Source organism: Povalibacter sp. (assembly GCF_036735925.1).
Lineage (GTDB): Bacteria > Pseudomonadota > Gammaproteobacteria > Steroidobacterales > Steroidobacteraceae > Steroidobacter.
The window spans coordinates 1-14,242 of the sequence record NZ_DAINNK010000041.1 but is presented as its reverse complement, the minus strand read 5'-3'; the positions used below and the strand labels follow the sequence as shown (position 1 = coordinate 14,242).

Genomic DNA, 14,242 nt, shown 5'->3' with positions numbered 1-14,242 from the left:
CTCCGGTCAGAAGCTGGGTTTGAAGCTCGCGGGCGGGTACTGCCTGCAGCCTTTGGCGCCGAGCGTAGCGTATTCCTTCGGGTCGAATTGCGCGTTTGTGCTGAAGGCGAGCGCATAGGCTTCGCAGTGCAACCGCTGGTCCGCGAACCGGTCGGCCAGCATGCGTTCCTTGACGCTGGTGGCCGTGACTTCCTCGTTCATCATGCGGATGCCGCCGCCTTCCTGCGTGTCGAGGATCAGCGTCTTCGGTTCGCCGGCAGCATTTTTCCAGGCACTCCATTCGACTTCGTTGCCATCGCGGCCCTTGCCGGGCGAGCCCGCGTACGCGAACTGTGCCCAGTACGACATCATGCTTTTCGACAGGGCATCGCGTGCCGCGTGGCGTTCCGGCGGATACATCGCGTCGGGCGGCAGGAAACCGATGTTCCAGTCGCCGAACACGAAGGCGATCTCGGTCGAGTGCGCCGCGCCCACCGCAACCGACAGGTCGATGTCGCCGAGCTTGCCGCCTTCATCCCAGTCGAAACGATAGGCGAACACCGCCGGCTCGATCGGACTCATGGCGCGCGCCAGCGAATCGACGCCGGTGTACTTCCACTGCAGGCTCGGATAGTTCGCGAACTTCACGTAGTCGTCGGGCGATTTCTTCAGCACCTCCTGCCAGCGCGGCAGGCGATACATGTAGATGCGGCGCTCGTCGCGATTGGTGCCGAGGATGACCGGCACGCGGTTGTAGTCGCCCGAGGCGAACAGCTCGATCACCGGACGCGTCGGATACACCGTGCCGTCGGCGATCTTCTGGGTCGAGGGATAGTTGCGCGCGCCTTCGGGGTTGTAGAGCTTGAGGAAGCCGGCGACGGACTGCGCATGCAGCAGTTCCGCGATCTGCGCGTCGGTCATGGTCGTCTGCAGTTTCTTCGCTGCCGCACGATCGGTCGCCTTGCCGTCGCGCACCAGAATCTTGTTGACGATCTCGCGGCTGCTGAAAGCCGTGCCGGGTTCGGCGTCGTCGCTGTAGTTGACCGCGCTCGCGACGCTCATCGTGCGCAGGCCGCCGCTTTCGACGATGGCCTTGTGGAAGAGGCCTTTCGCCTGCGGCGAGATCATGAGGCTCAGCACATTGAAGCCGCCCGCCGACTCGCCAAAGATCGTGACATTGTTCGGGTCGCCGCCGAACGTCGCGATGTTCTTCTGCACCCATTGCAGCGCGAGCTGCTGATCGAGATCCGCCCAGTTGCCGGAGCGCGCCGGGCCTTCGGCCACATTGGCCAGCAGGGCGGGATGACGGAACCAGCCGAGCGAACCGAGCCGGTAGTTGACGGTCACGACGACGACATCGTGCGTCTGTGCGAGCGTCGAGCCGTTGTAGTCGGCGGCGTAGCCGCTGTTGTTGCCGCCGCCGAAGATCCAGAACATCACGGGCAGCGGCTTCGTCGCATTCGCCGGCGCGTACACGCTCAGATACAGGCAATCCTCATCGCCGACGATGCCGTCGCCGTCGCTGTCAGCCACGCCTTGCGTGAGCGGCGAGACGAATTGCGGACAGACGTGCTCGTCGCGATCCGCGGCGAACACGCCTTGCCAGGGATCGATCGGCTGCGGCGCCTGCCAGCGGCGTTCGCCCACCGGCGGCTTCGCATACGGGATGCCGAGCCAGGCGCGACTGCCGTTCGGCTGTTCGACGCCGCGCAGTTCGCCTGCATCGATTTTTCTGACCAGCGGATCGGCCGCAACCGGTTCGGGCGCGGGTTGTTTCGAACAGCCGTGGAGCATCAGGGCGACGATCGCGAATGCGATCGGGTGGCGGCAATGCATGTGAAATCCCCCGGAAACGCGTTGTCTTTGTAACGTCGAGGTATAGCGCTTCCGGATGCAGGTGTCCCCGCTCTTGTCGTTTCTTGTAGAGGTCGTTCAACCCGATGGGCATTCTCCTCTTCTGCTTCAGCCAGCCTTCATCACGATGCAATCGACCCCGTCGAGCGCCATGTGAATGACGAGGCCGAGCCCGATCAATCGCGTCCGGCGCGACACGGTCAGCAGTCCGTAGACGACGATCGCCGGCCACCGGTGCAGTGGATGAAAGCCGATGCTGCAGCGGTTCGGATCGTAAAGAGGCTCGGCGAGCAGATGATCCAGATCGACGATCATGGTCGCCAGCATGATCAGACAGGCGCGGCGCCATTGCTGGCGAAAGAACAGCCAGGCGATCAGGCCGGGCACCGCAGCGTGCAGGAGAAGATGTGCAATCGAACGCGCAGACATGCGCGGACTGTCGCAGGTCCTGCGCCGCCTGTCGCGACGAATCCTTGTCGGCCACGGCCGGCCGGTCTCGGGATCGATGCGGTCGTATCGAGTACGCGTTTCATGGGATGGTCACGGACCGCGGTCCGGGTTCAGACTCGGGCCATCTCACCTGCGGGGAGTGCGCGATGAAATCCATGCATCTGTGGACTGGAGTCCTGGCTGTGTCGTTCGCGGTCGCTGCGCTCGCGCATCACGGCTGGAGCGGCTATGACACCACCCTGGTCAAGCTGAGCGGGACGATCGAGGCGTCGAGCTACGCCAATCCGCACGGTACGGCGACATTGAAGACGGACGACGCCACATGGAAGGTGATTCTCGCGCCGCCCGGGCGGATGGAGAGTCGCGGTCTGTCGAAGGAGATGCTAGTCGCGGGCGCGTCGGCGCAGGTCGAAGGCTACGTGCATCTCGAGGACAAGAGCGAAATGCGCGCGGAGCGCATCACTGTCGGCGGCAAGACGGTCGAGCTGCGTTAGACGCCGATCCCTTCTTCTGTAGGTCAGGCTTCAGCCTGACATTCTCCGGCCGGCTGAAGCCGGCCCCACAGGAAGAGCTCAGAAGAAAATCAGGTACACCAGCCCGAGGATCAGCGCCCACTTCACCAGGTAGTACGCCGGCTTGTTCCATTTCTTCAGCCGCACGCCGACGAGCCGGATCCTGTAGAGGTATTCGAAGACGTGATTGAGCACGCCGACGTGTTCGCCCGGCACGTTCTCGGTGGCGGCGGCCTTCACCATGCCGCGGCCGATCACGCGATTGACCCAGCGCAGCAAGGGATTCGACAGCGGCCGCTCGATGTCGCAGAAGAGAATGACGCGCGTGACGTCGGTGCGGTTCTCGGCGGTGTGGATGTACGTCTCATCGAACATCACCGCCTCGCCGTCCTTCCAGTAGTACTTCTCGCCATCGACGACGATGAAACACTCGGGCGAATTCGGCGTGACGAGTCCCAGGTGGTAACGCAGAGAGCCGGCGAACGGATCGCGATGTTCGCCGAGCCGCGAGCCCGGCGGCAGCACGGTGAACATCGCGGCATTGATCGACGGAATGCCGGCGAGCAGTTCGGCCGTCTTCGGACACAGCGCCGCAGCCGAGGGCAGGAAGTCGCCGTACCACTTCAGGTAGAAACGTTTCCAGCCGGTGCGAAAGAATGAATTGAAGCCGATGTCGTTGTGCTTCGCGGCAGCGCGGATGTAGCCCTCGTCGAAGAGCTTCAGCGCCTCCTCGCGGATCATCTGCCACTGCGCCGTGACGGGCGCGAGTTCCGGGAACTGCCTGATGTCGGCATACGGCTTCGCGCGTACCGCCGAGAACAGGTACATCAGCGTGTTGTACGGCGCCATCAGGTTGGCGTGATCGGCGAACAGGCGCGAGAACTTGTGATGCACCCGACCGCGGAGCTGTACGTAGGCGGCGGTCGACAGGAAGATCGCGATGAGGATGTTCCGGGCGGTCAAGAATCCATTCATGATGCCGGCATTCTACCGCCGGGCCCGCGGGTTGCGTCCAGATAGGCAGAATCATTACGACGCTTTCATCATGACGGCACTGCGCCGCAGACGAACGAATCGATCGAGAGCAATTCACGCGACCGCGACGCCATGCCCGATCGGTCACGTCGTCAGCGCGGGTGCGGGTCCGCTCGATGTTGCCGAATCGGCCTATGCCGCAGGCATTGCTCGAACAGGTACGGCGCGTCCGCAGTCCGCCAATCAAATGAGAAAAAAACAATGCTGGCCATCAACGACGACAAGACGCTACGACTGCTGGTGATCTTTGCGCTGGTCGCGGCGACCGCGTACCTGATGCTGTCGGTGCAGCAGCCGCAGCCGGTTCACGTGATCTTGAAGACTGCCCTGTGTCTGTTCCTGGCCGCGGCCGCATGGCGTGCGCAGCGGCCGTTGCTGGTGCTGGCATTGCTGTTCTCGGCGAGCGGCGACGCGCTGCTCGGTATCGACGCCGCGCTGCTGCCGCTCGGCGCGCTGCTGTTCATGGCGTCAGACAGCCTGATCGCCCTGTCGAAATTCCTGTGGAGTGCGCCGTGGGTCGGTCCGACGATCTGGATCACCTACGCCGCGGCGCAGTTGCTGATTGTCTGCGGGCTGCTGGCTTCCGGCGAACCGGCGACGGATCGAGCGTCGTAGCAGAGGGCTATTCGATTCGCGCGCGCCCCACGTCGATGCGCGCCAGCTTCGAGTAGTAACCGCTGGCCTCGAGCACGATGACGGCGGGATCGTCGCTGTCGTTGCGCCAGTACCAGCCGTGACGCCCCGTGAACGGCGCGACGAATGAACCCGAGCGGCCCTGATCGGTATCGCCCGTTTCGTAGCTGCGGAAGTAACCTTCCGGCCAGCTGCCTGCGGTGGGCTCGCCGTGGAATTCGAAATGCACCGGTCCGCCCTGCACGCTCCAGTGATAGAGCAGCGGTTCGCCCTTTTCCAACTGCGCCTTGTATTCGAGTTCCTCGCGCCCGTTCACGGCGATCTCGATGCGCGCGTTGCGCGGCTTGCGTTCGTGCGAGTGCGCGACGATCTCCTCGCCGCCGGCGCTGTTGACCTTGAGCTGACCCATGGTCTTGAGTCCGAGCAGTTGGCCGAGGCCCGTCGGATCCTTGCCGAACTCGGCAGGCAGCACCGCGACCAGCACGATGACGACCGCCGCGAGCAGCGACAGCGCCGTCGTCGCCAGCAGTTTGCGTTTCGATACGGCAGGAATCGCGGATGGTGCTTGCATGGGAGACTCAGCCGGCGAGGACGTAACTGCTGATCTGGAATCCCGCGAGCACGAAGCCCGCGGTCATCAGCAGCGCATTGGTGGCGTAGGCGTGACGCAGGAAGCTCGTGGTGCGACGCCAGTAGTTCATCGCGATCAGCACGGCGCCCAGCGCCAGGAACTGGCCGATCTCGACGCCGACGTTGAACGAGATCAGGTTGGTCACCAGTCCGTTCGCCGACAGGTTCAGTTCCTGCAGCTTGGTCGCGAGCCCCATGCCGTGAAACAGACCGAACACCAGCACCGCCAGGCGCGGCGCCGGTTCGAAGCCGAACAGCGTGCGGAAGCCATCGAGATTGTCGAAGGCCTTGTACGCGACCGACAGGCCGATGATGGCGTCGATGAGATACGCATTCACCTGCCAGTTCCACAGCACGCCCGCCAGCAACGTGGCGCTGTGACCGAGCGCGAACAGCGATACGTAGAGCGCGACGTGGCGCAGTCGATAAAGGAAGAACACCACGCCGACCAGGAACAGCAGATGGTCGTAGCCCGTCACCATGTGCTTGGCGCCGAGATAGATGAAGGGGCCGATCTGCGGCCCGGCATTGCCGGCGAGGAACTGCTGATCGCTTTCGCCGACGTTGTGCGCGCCCGCCAGCGTCGCGAACAGAAGGAATGTCGCGGCGAGCAGCGTACGCGCGAGCGGTTTCACTGCGACGGTCCGGCGGGAATCAGGTACAGCGCATGGCAATCCGTGCAGGTCTGGTACAGATCGCCGCCGGTCGCGAACAGCGCCTCGGTGTCCTTCGCTTCGATGGCTTCGAGCACGGTGCGTGCCGTGTCGGTCATGGCCCGCGACAGTTTCGTCCAGTCGTTCTGATCGCGCGCGCGTCCGGGGAGCATGAGCAGGTTCCCGGATTCCAGCACCGTGACGGCGTGACTGCGCAGGCGCGTCCACTCCTCATCCGTCGTGGGCGCGAAATCGCGCGTGCCTTCCGCCGTTTCTTCGGAACCGGTGGAGGCCCAGAGCGCGCGGGCACTCGGATCGATCATCCAGCCCATCAGTTCCTTGACGCTCGTGGTCGTATCGAACGATGTCTGCGACGCAGGCGGCGCGGGGGGTGCCGGCGAGTCACAGCCCAGTAACAGCAGGGTCAGGGCGGCCGGCAGCAGGATGCGCATGATCGTTCTTGTGATGACCAGAGGATGGCGCGGATTCTCCGCAAAGGATGTACGGGCTCGCAACGCCGGCGCGTCGGGAATTGTGGAGACTCGCTCGATCCGCCACGGCGGAGCGAGTTCCTGTACGCGCGGTCGCAGCTTCGGGCACAGTAGCGCCCGCGATTCCAAGGTTGTCGTTGCACATGCTGTTCACCCGGAAAGTCCGTTTCCTGTTGCTGGCCCTCGTCTGTCTGTTCGCTGTCGGCTGCCTGACCGTCACGGGATCGCGCGACTGGCGTTCCGCGAATCGCGGGCCGTCCGGCCTCGCGCCCGATCCGCTCGCAACGCCGGAAGCCGTGGTGCAGGTGTACTCCGCGCGCACCGTGAGCTGGAAGGGCTACTTCGGCGTCCATACCTGGATCGCTGCCAAGCGCAGCGATGCCGACAAATTCCTGATCTATGAAGTCATCGGCTATCGCCTGCGCCGCACCGGCAACGTGGTCGTCGTGCGCGACGACCGTCCCGCCGACGGCTACTGGTACGGCAATCGTCCCGAACTGCTGAGCGACGTGCGCGGCGCAGGCGTCGATGCGCTCATCGATCGCATCGAGGACGCGGTGCAACGCTATCCCTATCGCGACGCCTATCGTGTCTGGCCGGGACCGAACTCGAACACCTTCACGGCTTTCGTCGCGCGCGAAGTGCCGGAACTGCGCGTCGATCTGCCACCGACCGCGATTGGCAAGGATTACCTCGGCCTGAAGTCGGTGGGCGCAACGCCCAGCGGCACGGGCGGACAGGTGAATCTCTTCGGCGTGGCCGGCGTGCTGGTCGGCGTGGAAGAAGGCGTTGAAGTGAACCTGCTCGGTCTCACCTTCGGCGTCGATCCGCGCAGCCTGTCGCTCAAACTGCCGCTGATCGGACGCATCGGCCCCGGCGGCAATGCCGAGCCTGTGACATTGAGCCACGGCGCCGCCGCAGTTCCCGCGGTTGCCGACAACGCTACCTGACCCGCATAGTCCGGCGGATGCGTATTCCTCTGCCGACCTGGCTACGCGTGCCCGTCGCCACGGTGCTGTTGATCGCGAGCACGGTGCTGCACGTCACTCCGCTGTTCGTCATCGCCCTCATCAAGGCCTGCGTGCCGGTTCATGCGATTCGCGGCGTCTGCGATCGCGCCCTCATGGCGATTGCCGAAAGCTGGATCGGCTTCAACTCCGCGATGATCCGCACGCTGACGCGCCTGCGCTTCAGCGTCGAGATCGACGCGACCTTGCGCTACGACGGGCACTACCTCGTGCTCGCCAATCATCAAAGCTGGGTCGACATCCCGGTATTGCAGGCGATCTTCAATCGCCGTATTCCGCTGCTGCGGTTCTTCCTGAAGAGCCAGCTGTTCTGGGTGCCGCTGCTCGGGCTCGCATGGTGGGCGCTCGATTTCCCGTTCATGAAGCGCTATTCGAAGGAAACGCTCGCGAAGCATCCTGAACTCGCGGGCCGTGACATCGAAGCGACGCGACGCGCCTGCGAAAAATTCCGGCATATCCCCGTGTCGGTGATGAACTTCGTCGAAGGCACGCGCCTGACGCCGGCAAAGCATCGCCAGCAGGAGTCGCCGTTCCTGTATCTGCTGCGTCCGAAGGCGGGCGGCGTCGCATTCGTGATCAATGCGCTCGGCGATGCATTGCAGTCCGTCCTGGATGTGACGATCGTCTATCCGGAAGGTCGCAGCACCCTGAAGGATCTGTTCGCCGACCGCATTCCCGAAGTGCGTGTTCACATACGCGAGCTGCCGATTCCGGCTGCACTCGCAGTGGGCAGCTACGAGAACGATCCGGCGGTGCGCGAGCAGGCGCAGCAGTGGATCAATGAGCTGTGGTCCCAGAAGGACGCGCGCATTGCCGCGATGCGTGCGGACGGGCGGACAGGGCAGCGCGCGGGATAACGCCTCGGCGTGTCGATTTGCGTCGGGCTCGTTCGTCATGGCTCCCGAACCGGGTGATTGCCGCCCGGCCGGAACCGCAAATTTCCTGGAGAGATGCCATGAAGTCGTTCGCCATCCTGTTTCACGAAGATCCTTCCGTACTGACTCAGATGAGTCCGGGCCAGATGCAGGAGGTCGTCGCCCGCTACTCGACCTGGTTCAACACACTGCGAGCGACTGGCCGGGTCCAGATCAGCGCGAAGCTGAAGGACGATGGCGGCAAACACCTGCAGCGCCAGCGCGAACAGGTCGTCGCCAGCGACGGACCGTTCGCGGAAGCCAAGGATGTCGTCAGCGGCCTGTTCATCCTCGAGTCCGACAGTTACGAATCTGCCAGAGCGACGCTGGCAGATTGTCCTCATTTCGATTTCGGCTGGATGGAGCTGCGCGAAATCGAATTCGTCAAATGAGATGCCGACGTGAGTGATGCTCACACCCTGCTGGCCGACCTGTTTCGTCGCGAGGCAGGTCGGCTGGTGGCGATGCTGACGCGACGCGTGGGTACGGCCCGGATCGACCTGGTCGAAGATGCGGTGCAGGACGCGTTGATTGCAGCGATGCGCACCTGGCCATTGCAGGGAATTCCGCGCAACCCGCCCGCCTGGCTTCATACGGCTGCTCGCAATGCGCTGACGGATCGGTTGCGCCGCGCGCGCTTCGAGGTGCCGACAGAAGTCGAGTCCAGTGCCGAGAAGGCGTCGGACACGAGTTTCCCGGGCGAGGAGGCACTGCAGGACGAATTGCTGAATCTCATCGCCTACTGCTGTCACCCGGCGTTGTCGGCGCCGGCACGCCTGTCACTGACTCTGCGGCTTGCCTGCGGCCTCGGCGTGGACGAAATCGCGGGCGCGCTGCTGGCGACGCCGCTATCCGTTGCCCAACGCATCGTGCGCGCCAAGCGCGAGCTGCGCGATCTCGCCGTGTCGTTCGAATTGCCGCCGGTGCGCGAAGTCGTCGAAGAGCGCCTGCCGACCATCCTGCAGGCCATCTATCTGTTGTTCGACGCCGGGTATCTCAGTACGCGTCACGAGCAGTGGTCGCGACCGATGTTGTGCATGGAAGCACTGCGTCTCGCCAGAATTCTCGCCGCGCATCCGACGACCAATGAGCCGCCGACACACGCGCTGGCTGCGTTGCTGTGCTTTGCGGCTGCCCGATTGCCCGCACGCATCGACAGAGACGGTCAGCCGATTCCGCTGGCTCGCCAGGATCGATCGAAATGGGACCGCGCGCTGATCGCCGAGGGCTTTCGCCATTTCGATGCAGCGATCGGCGGTGGCGCCCTCTCGCGCTATCACACCGGAGCCCCCCTCTCCCCGGCGCGTGGAGCAGCCGCTCCCCTCGCCGCGACCGACTTGAAAGCAAGACTCACTCACTACGATGCGCTCGATGAGTTGTATCCGAGCGCTGTCGTCAGCCTGAACCGCATCATTGCCCTGCGTTACGCGCAGGGAGCGCGAGCCGCCCTGGACGAATTCATCTCAAGCAGCTCGCTGCAAGACGTGCAGGACTCGCTGGTGTATCGCGCCACACTCGGCGAGTTGCATGCCGCTCTGGGCGACCATGAGAGTGCCGCCGTCGCCTATCGCGCGGCTGCCGACCTTGCAGGCAACGATGCGCTGGCGGAGTTGTTTCGTCAGAGGGCAGTCGCGGTTGTCGAGCGGTCCGACTGAAGAAGCCAACCGGCGGCGTAGTTGCGGGTTGATCGCAGATGGGTCGTCAGGCGATGCAGCCGAGTTGTGTAGCGCGTAATTGGGTCATGTCTGCTTCCGACCCAAAGCAGACATGGCTCGGTGCTAAACCGATCCGGACACTCGTCCGAGTGTCGCTCGCGGCGCCGCACGACTCCTTCGCAATCGTATGCGCCTTAGTCAGGCTGGCCTGACAGTCTCCACTCCGCCGGCCGCGGAAGGTTGCGTTGCGACGGAAACCAGCGCTTCGGGGAACTGGATCGTCGCTGCTCGGAATTTGCCGAGTATCTCGCCTCGAACTTCGTCGCTGACGCCAAGCACCGCACAACCGATCTCCCCGAGCTCCTCTCGTCGAGCCGCATCCGGGACACTGTTGACCCAGTGCCGATTTCGGGTCATTTCGACGATTGCGTTCACGGTCCTGACACCGTCTGGCAGGTAATCCTCGATGTCGCCAGCCCTAAGCGTGAATACATTCTCTATTGCGAGTCGATTCCGCTCGTTTACAAGAAGTGCGCGATCAGCATCAGTGAGGGTCGCTTTCAGCCGGACAAGGCGGGCGCTGAGATAATCGTAGAATTTCCGCAGCTCCTCCAAATTGCCGGATGTGACAGCGTTGCGCAGATTTCCAACCAGAGTGGATCGATCCATGCTCTTACCACCAGTCAATACATCCCACTGCTTGTCGTAGCTTTCTTCGAACAGAGCACCCACGCCGTTGGCGCCGATCTCATTGAGGTAATCCCGATCCGCGATCGTATATGTCGGTGTCTCAAGTCCTGCAAGCACGGTGCGGTAGTCGGAGAAATTACCCTTTCCCCCGACCTCGATCACTTCCACAGCGGAGCTATCACCCACAAGGCGCGCTAAGTAATCTAACAATGAACCGATCACCAATCTGTCACTGATTCCTTCTACGAGCACTACCTTGTCGGCAAAGAAAAGGCGCTCGTTGTTGTGACTATTGATCATTCGCACCAGGCTCGCCTTGTTTGGCAGGTTGACATCACGCAAGGCAACTCTTCGCGTACCGCCGGACGATCCACGGAAGACTCTCGTGATGCTGTCAATTGTTTCCGGCGTTACAAATGTTGGCGAGTGAGTCGACACGATGAATTGACTCTGCCTCTCGGGTGCGAGGTCCCGGAAAAGGCCCAGGAAGATCCGCTGCCATCTAGGGTGAAGAAGGAGCTCCGGCTCGTCGACAAGGACCAGACCGCCGCGAACGTTGAGCGCGAACAGGGCCAAGAGGAAATGCACGATTTCTCTCTCGCCGGAGCTAAACATGTCGGGAGTGATCTGCCTCCCGTTTTTCAGCAACGTGAACTGATATTGAAGTTCGTCAACATCAGAGCCGAAATCCCATCGGTAGCCCATTTGCCGCAGATAGCGAGAGAGGACTTGCACGTCCGTCATCGCTTCAAAAACTTCTGTAACTATCTTACCGCGCGACCTTGATGCCTCCCGGGATGCTTTTCGAAACAGCCTCACGAAGTGCTGCGCCCCCCACTGCATGAGGTTGACCGACTGTCCCGTCGCCGCGTTATAAGTCGTCCGCATCCCTTGGAAGTAACTCTGTTCGTTAAGTTGACCTGCCTGAACAGTGAAATTTCGCTCAGCAGCCCTTTCTGATGAAAAGAAAAACACTGGAGACGTAAGTTTCATGCCAGGAACGGCGGTTGCGACTCGGTGAAAAATGAAGAAGGTTCTCAAATATTCAAGAAACGCCCATGCCGGCTCGGTCTCGACCGGCTGTTGCAGAACGAGATCGTCGATTCGGTAGCTAAAGAATTCCGACGCTGCAATCTGGTCGACTCGCGTGAGCGGCGCGTAACTTTCATAACGTCGCTCCCAGTAGTCGAGTTGATCGTTCAAGGCCGCGAGGTTTGTGCCGATCGCGCGAATGTTGTCGATGTCTTGTTGTTCTGGAATCAGCTCGATGTAAATGCGTTGAGGTCCGTCTTCTCCGGAGTGCTTCGGGAACATTCTTCTCGTCAATCGATCGTTGTAGATATCGACGAGATCGATTCCCGTTCGGTTGTCGTCGTGATGGAAGTCGTACTGATGGATAAAGTACTTCGTGAGCGTGAGGGCGAGAATCTTCTGAAGATTCGTTTTGCCGCCACCGTTCGTTCCGATCAGGATATTCACCCCCTTGTCGAAGATGAACTCGGTCGACTCCTTGTAGGACGTTACATTCTCAATTCGGAGTTTTCTTATTTTCATTGCTTGATCTCCGGCATGCTGGGTGCTGAGACTATTAATGTCCTGCTAGTTCGCGGTGCTTGTTGCGGTGCTCGCGCTTTCGCCAGCTGATAGTGCACAAGACAATCTGATTTGAACCTCAAGGTTGCAGATCGGCTTTACGTATTTCGAGAGGGGATCTGCTCCTAACCGCGACCTTCACCAGGGCAGTCTCACTGAGCGCGCCGATCGTAATCTCTACTGTGTTCTTCGACGTGATCCGTGACGACGCTTTCGCGGTTCCGGCCCGGCACCGAAAATCGGTGGAGGGAATCGAAGGAAACGAGAATTTTTACTTTTTTCTCGATGATTACGATGCGGTCGCTGATGACGTACCGCGATTCGTACGCGGGCACCATAGTAGGCGGTGGGCCTATTCCTCTGCGTTCTGGGAGCCCTTGCCGCGAACCCGGTCGATCATTGATGCCGCCACAGCGGCCGGCGAAGCATCGTGGTGGGTGCGTCCAAATATTCTCAGGGGTTCACGCGCTAGGATCTCGATGGTGCGCTGAGCCATGAGGCTCATCGCTGAACCCGCCTGCTCGTCGTCAATGCTGGCCAAGTGTTGCATGTGATCCCGATATCCCTGAAACGCCTTGGATGTCGCCTCCTTGAATGCGTAGTCCTCTTGCACACGCACTGTATTGCCGTACTGAATCGCAGCGAACCAAGTCAACCAGACCAACGGGGCGGCGAGCGTGATGCGGTACAGGACGAACGACCAATATTCCCCTGGTGGCGGCTTCAGTGTCGACAGGTAGACAGCGAAACCCGCGAGTAAAAGAAGTGACACGACGAAGGCGCCCATCCAAACCCATTTCGTCGTCTCGAGATTGCCGCCCCTAGCCGCGAACGCGGCAGCTAGTCCTGCGCTGGCACCCTTCGGCAGTAGCGAGTCAATCAATTGTTGTTGATCCGCGCATTTCTTCTCTAGGCCCTCTGCTCTTGTTACCAAGGCGTCGAGCCGGTCTTTCAGCTTTACTCCGTCAGTTGCGAGTACCTTCAGGCCCTCAGCGTATTCTGCAACTTCGTTCGTCGACTCCTTCGCCTCTACCAATGCAGCCGCTGCTGCTGCTTTGCTGGTATCGATGTCTTCCAGCGCGGTAGCAGAGGCCTCCTGCTTCTTCTCGATGTCCGTGTGAATCGCATCGATAGTGTCTGCAACGTTGGTCGCTTCATCAAGCCGCTGAGCTTTCTGCGCTAGCTCGCCTTGAGCAGTATTGATGAGCGCCAGTGCTTGCGAAAGCTCTGCCGATAGGTCGCCGACCGTCGCCATTGCCTCATCCTTCTGAGAGAAGACGACCATCGTATGGATCGCGTTCAGCAGACTGAGAAGACTGCCCAGGAACGAGGGAAAGTGGTTGTATTGACCGGCTTCGAGCTGCTGAGCCGCTCCAGTCAGACCAGGAAGGGTGGTGGCTGCAACTGACCGAGCGACATGAAAGCCAGGCGCGAATCCATTTGGCGCGCGAACTCTGTTCAGCCAATGTGAAACGGTCTGAACCGCTTCGTCCACTTGCGCTAACGATGAGTTCGGCAAGTAAGGTTGCCAGCCGCTAGGATTCGCGGCTGCCGTCTCCAATGTCCGACCCCAGCTTTCGACAACACCAGCGACCTGCTCCCGAATAGCGTCCATGACTTCACCCGCAGCTTCTTGTTGTGGTCCGATGGTGTCTGAGTAGTCGCGCCCCGCGCAACCTTTTCCGCCTCAAGGCCCATATGAAGGAGCGCTGTCATAGGTCGCTAGTGCTGCGGGCCTGCTGTCAACAATCGGGGAAAGCCAGGTCTTCGGATCCGGCCTTTTTCGTCTGTCGATCGAATTCCTGTGGCGATAGGCTGCCAGGTGTCTTCAGCGGGTCCGTGCGAGGGCTGCGATTTCGCAGCGAAGGTGCCGCTCTCTCACGGGTCCTACGCGGCGTTCAATCGCTACATGAACTGCGCGCGGTGGAAGCCCCGCAGCGCGGCCCCACGATTGAGGCTACGAAGAGCCTTCGTAAGGATCAACCGCGAGCGACCGGCAAAGGGGACTGGTCTATTCCGCGACGCTGGCAGCTCACCGAGCCGCGCCATGCTCGCATGTCCGCTCCTGGCGTGCGCCGTGAAAGGCGGCGCTTTTCCAGTGGGTGCAAATCCCACCCGGCAACCG

Annotated in this window: 14 protein-coding genes; 6 read left to right on the top strand and 8 right to left on the bottom strand. The window is 61.6% G+C overall.

The features are described 5' to 3' along the window. Nucleotides 1-6 precede the first annotated feature (6 nt). Nucleotides 7-1,815 carry a carboxylesterase/lipase family protein gene (locus tag V7D81_RS13440; RefSeq protein WP_324317058.1) on the bottom strand — a complete coding sequence of 603 codons (1,809 nt, stop codon included), beginning with the start codon at nt 1,813-1,815 and terminating at the stop codon, nt 7-9. A gap of 126 nt (nt 1,816-1,941) precedes the next feature. Then, a complete protein-coding gene (locus V7D81_RS13435) occupies nt 1,942-2,262 on the bottom strand; it encodes a DUF6122 family protein (protein WP_324317056.1) in 321 nt (106 codons plus the stop codon). Nucleotides 2,263-2,429: 167 nt separating this feature from the next. Between V7D81_RS13435 and V7D81_RS13430 the strand changes: the two genes are divergently transcribed. After that, a complete protein-coding gene (locus V7D81_RS13430; RefSeq protein WP_324317054.1) occupies nt 2,430-2,777 on the top strand; it encodes a DUF6152 family protein in 348 nt (115 codons plus the stop codon). Nucleotides 2,778-2,855: 78 nt separating this feature from the next. On the opposite strand, the gene V7D81_RS13425 is transcribed toward V7D81_RS13430, so the two are convergent. Continuing rightward, nucleotides 2,856-3,773, bottom strand: a complete 918-nt coding sequence (locus V7D81_RS13425; RefSeq protein WP_442958352.1) for an aspartyl/asparaginyl beta-hydroxylase domain-containing protein — start codon at nt 3,771-3,773, stop codon at nt 2,856-2,858. A gap of 258 nt (nt 3,774-4,031) precedes the next feature. Here V7D81_RS13425 and V7D81_RS13420 point away from each other — a divergent pair, with 258 nt between their 5' ends. Further along, nucleotides 4,032-4,445, top strand: a complete 414-nt coding sequence (locus V7D81_RS13420; protein WP_324317049.1) for a lysoplasmalogenase family protein — start codon at nt 4,032-4,034, stop codon at nt 4,443-4,445. 7 nt (nt 4,446-4,452) lie between these two features. On the opposite strand, the gene V7D81_RS13415 is transcribed toward V7D81_RS13420, so the two are convergent. The 3 genes from V7D81_RS13415 to V7D81_RS13405 are packed head-to-tail and all read right to left on the bottom strand — an operon-like array spanning nt 4,453 to nt 6,198. Beyond that, entirely contained in the window at nt 4,453-5,034 is a 582-nt protein-coding gene (locus tag V7D81_RS13415; protein ID WP_324317047.1) for a hypothetical protein, read from the bottom strand. A gap of 7 nt (nt 5,035-5,041) precedes the next feature. Further along, nucleotides 5,042-5,728, bottom strand: coding sequence for a HupE/UreJ family protein (locus V7D81_RS13410; RefSeq protein ID WP_349257656.1), 687 nt, complete (start codon nt 5,726-5,728; stop codon nt 5,042-5,044). Continuing rightward, nucleotides 5,725-6,198 carry a hypothetical protein gene (locus V7D81_RS13405; protein ID WP_324317045.1) on the bottom strand — a complete coding sequence of 158 codons (474 nt, stop codon included), beginning with the start codon at nt 6,196-6,198 and terminating at the stop codon, nt 5,725-5,727. The genes V7D81_RS13410 and V7D81_RS13405 overlap by 4 nt, the downstream gene beginning before the upstream one ends. 182 nt (nt 6,199-6,380) lie before the next feature. On the opposite strand from V7D81_RS13405, the gene V7D81_RS13400 reads away from it, so the two are divergent. The 4 genes from V7D81_RS13400 to V7D81_RS13385 all read left to right on the top strand — a co-directional run bounded on the left by V7D81_RS13400 (nt 6,381) and on the right by V7D81_RS13385 (nt 9,834). Further along, nucleotides 6,381-7,187, top strand: coding sequence for a DUF3750 domain-containing protein (locus V7D81_RS13400; RefSeq protein WP_324317043.1), 807 nt, complete (start codon nt 6,381-6,383; stop codon nt 7,185-7,187). A gap of 17 nt (nt 7,188-7,204) precedes the next feature. Continuing rightward, nucleotides 7,205-8,122 carry an acyltransferase gene (locus V7D81_RS13395; RefSeq protein ID WP_324317041.1) on the top strand — a complete coding sequence of 306 codons (918 nt, stop codon included), beginning with the start codon at nt 7,205-7,207 and terminating at the stop codon, nt 8,120-8,122. A gap of 98 nt (nt 8,123-8,220) precedes the next feature. Next, nucleotides 8,221-8,571, top strand: a complete 351-nt coding sequence (locus V7D81_RS13390) for a YciI family protein (RefSeq protein ID WP_324317039.1) — start codon at nt 8,221-8,223, stop codon at nt 8,569-8,571. Between the two features lie 9 nt (nt 8,572-8,580). Further along, nucleotides 8,581-9,834, top strand: a complete 1,254-nt coding sequence (locus V7D81_RS13385) for an RNA polymerase sigma factor (RefSeq protein WP_324317038.1) — start codon at nt 8,581-8,583, stop codon at nt 9,832-9,834. 198 nt (nt 9,835-10,032) lie between these two features. Here the strand turns inward: V7D81_RS13385 and V7D81_RS13380 are convergent, their stop codons facing one another. Together V7D81_RS13380 and V7D81_RS13375 are read right to left on the bottom strand one after the other, a co-directional pair. Next, nucleotides 10,033-12,078 carry an AAA family ATPase gene (locus V7D81_RS13380; protein ID WP_324317037.1) on the bottom strand — a complete coding sequence of 682 codons (2,046 nt, stop codon included), beginning with the start codon at nt 12,076-12,078 and terminating at the stop codon, nt 10,033-10,035. A 391-nt stretch (nt 12,079-12,469) separates the two neighbouring features. Then, nucleotides 12,470-13,732 carry a hypothetical protein gene (locus V7D81_RS13375; protein WP_324317036.1) on the bottom strand — a complete coding sequence of 421 codons (1,263 nt, stop codon included), beginning with the start codon at nt 13,730-13,732 and terminating at the stop codon, nt 12,470-12,472. Between the last annotated feature and the right edge of the window lie 510 nt (nt 13,733-14,242).

What these genes read in the sequence shown, in the direction of transcription:
- V7D81_RS13395 (WP_324317041.1), top strand. Translation starts at nt 7,205, where the DNA reads ATGCGTATTCCTCTGCCGACCTGGCTACGCGTGCCCGTCGCCACGGTG.
- V7D81_RS13430 (WP_324317054.1), top strand. Translation starts at nt 2,430, where the DNA reads ATGAAATCCATGCATCTGTGGACTGGAGTCCTGGCTGTGTCGTTCGCG.
- V7D81_RS13400 (WP_324317043.1), top strand. Translation starts at nt 6,381, where the DNA reads ATGCTGTTCACCCGGAAAGTCCGTTTCCTGTTGCTGGCCCTCGTCTGT.
- V7D81_RS13405 (WP_324317045.1), bottom strand. Translation starts at nt 6,198, where the DNA reads ATGCGCATCCTGCTGCCGGCCGCCCTGACCCTGCTGTTACTGGGCTGT.
- V7D81_RS13415 (WP_324317047.1), bottom strand. Translation starts at nt 5,034, where the DNA reads ATGCAAGCACCATCCGCGATTCCTGCCGTATCGAAACGCAAACTGCTG.
- V7D81_RS13380 (WP_324317037.1), bottom strand. Translation starts at nt 12,078, where the DNA reads ATGAAAATAAGAAAACTCCGAATTGAGAATGTAACGTCCTACAAGGAG.
- V7D81_RS13435 (WP_324317056.1), bottom strand. Translation starts at nt 2,262, where the DNA reads ATGTCTGCGCGTTCGATTGCACATCTTCTCCTGCACGCTGCGGTGCCC.
- V7D81_RS13375 (WP_324317036.1), bottom strand. Translation starts at nt 13,732, where the DNA reads ATGGACGCTATTCGGGAGCAGGTCGCTGGTGTTGTCGAAAGCTGGGGT.
- V7D81_RS13390 (WP_324317039.1), top strand. Translation starts at nt 8,221, where the DNA reads ATGAAGTCGTTCGCCATCCTGTTTCACGAAGATCCTTCCGTACTGACT.
- V7D81_RS13440 (WP_324317058.1), bottom strand. Translation starts at nt 1,815, where the DNA reads ATGCATTGCCGCCACCCGATCGCATTCGCGATCGTCGCCCTGATGCTC.
- V7D81_RS13420 (WP_324317049.1), top strand. Translation starts at nt 4,032, where the DNA reads ATGCTGGCCATCAACGACGACAAGACGCTACGACTGCTGGTGATCTTT.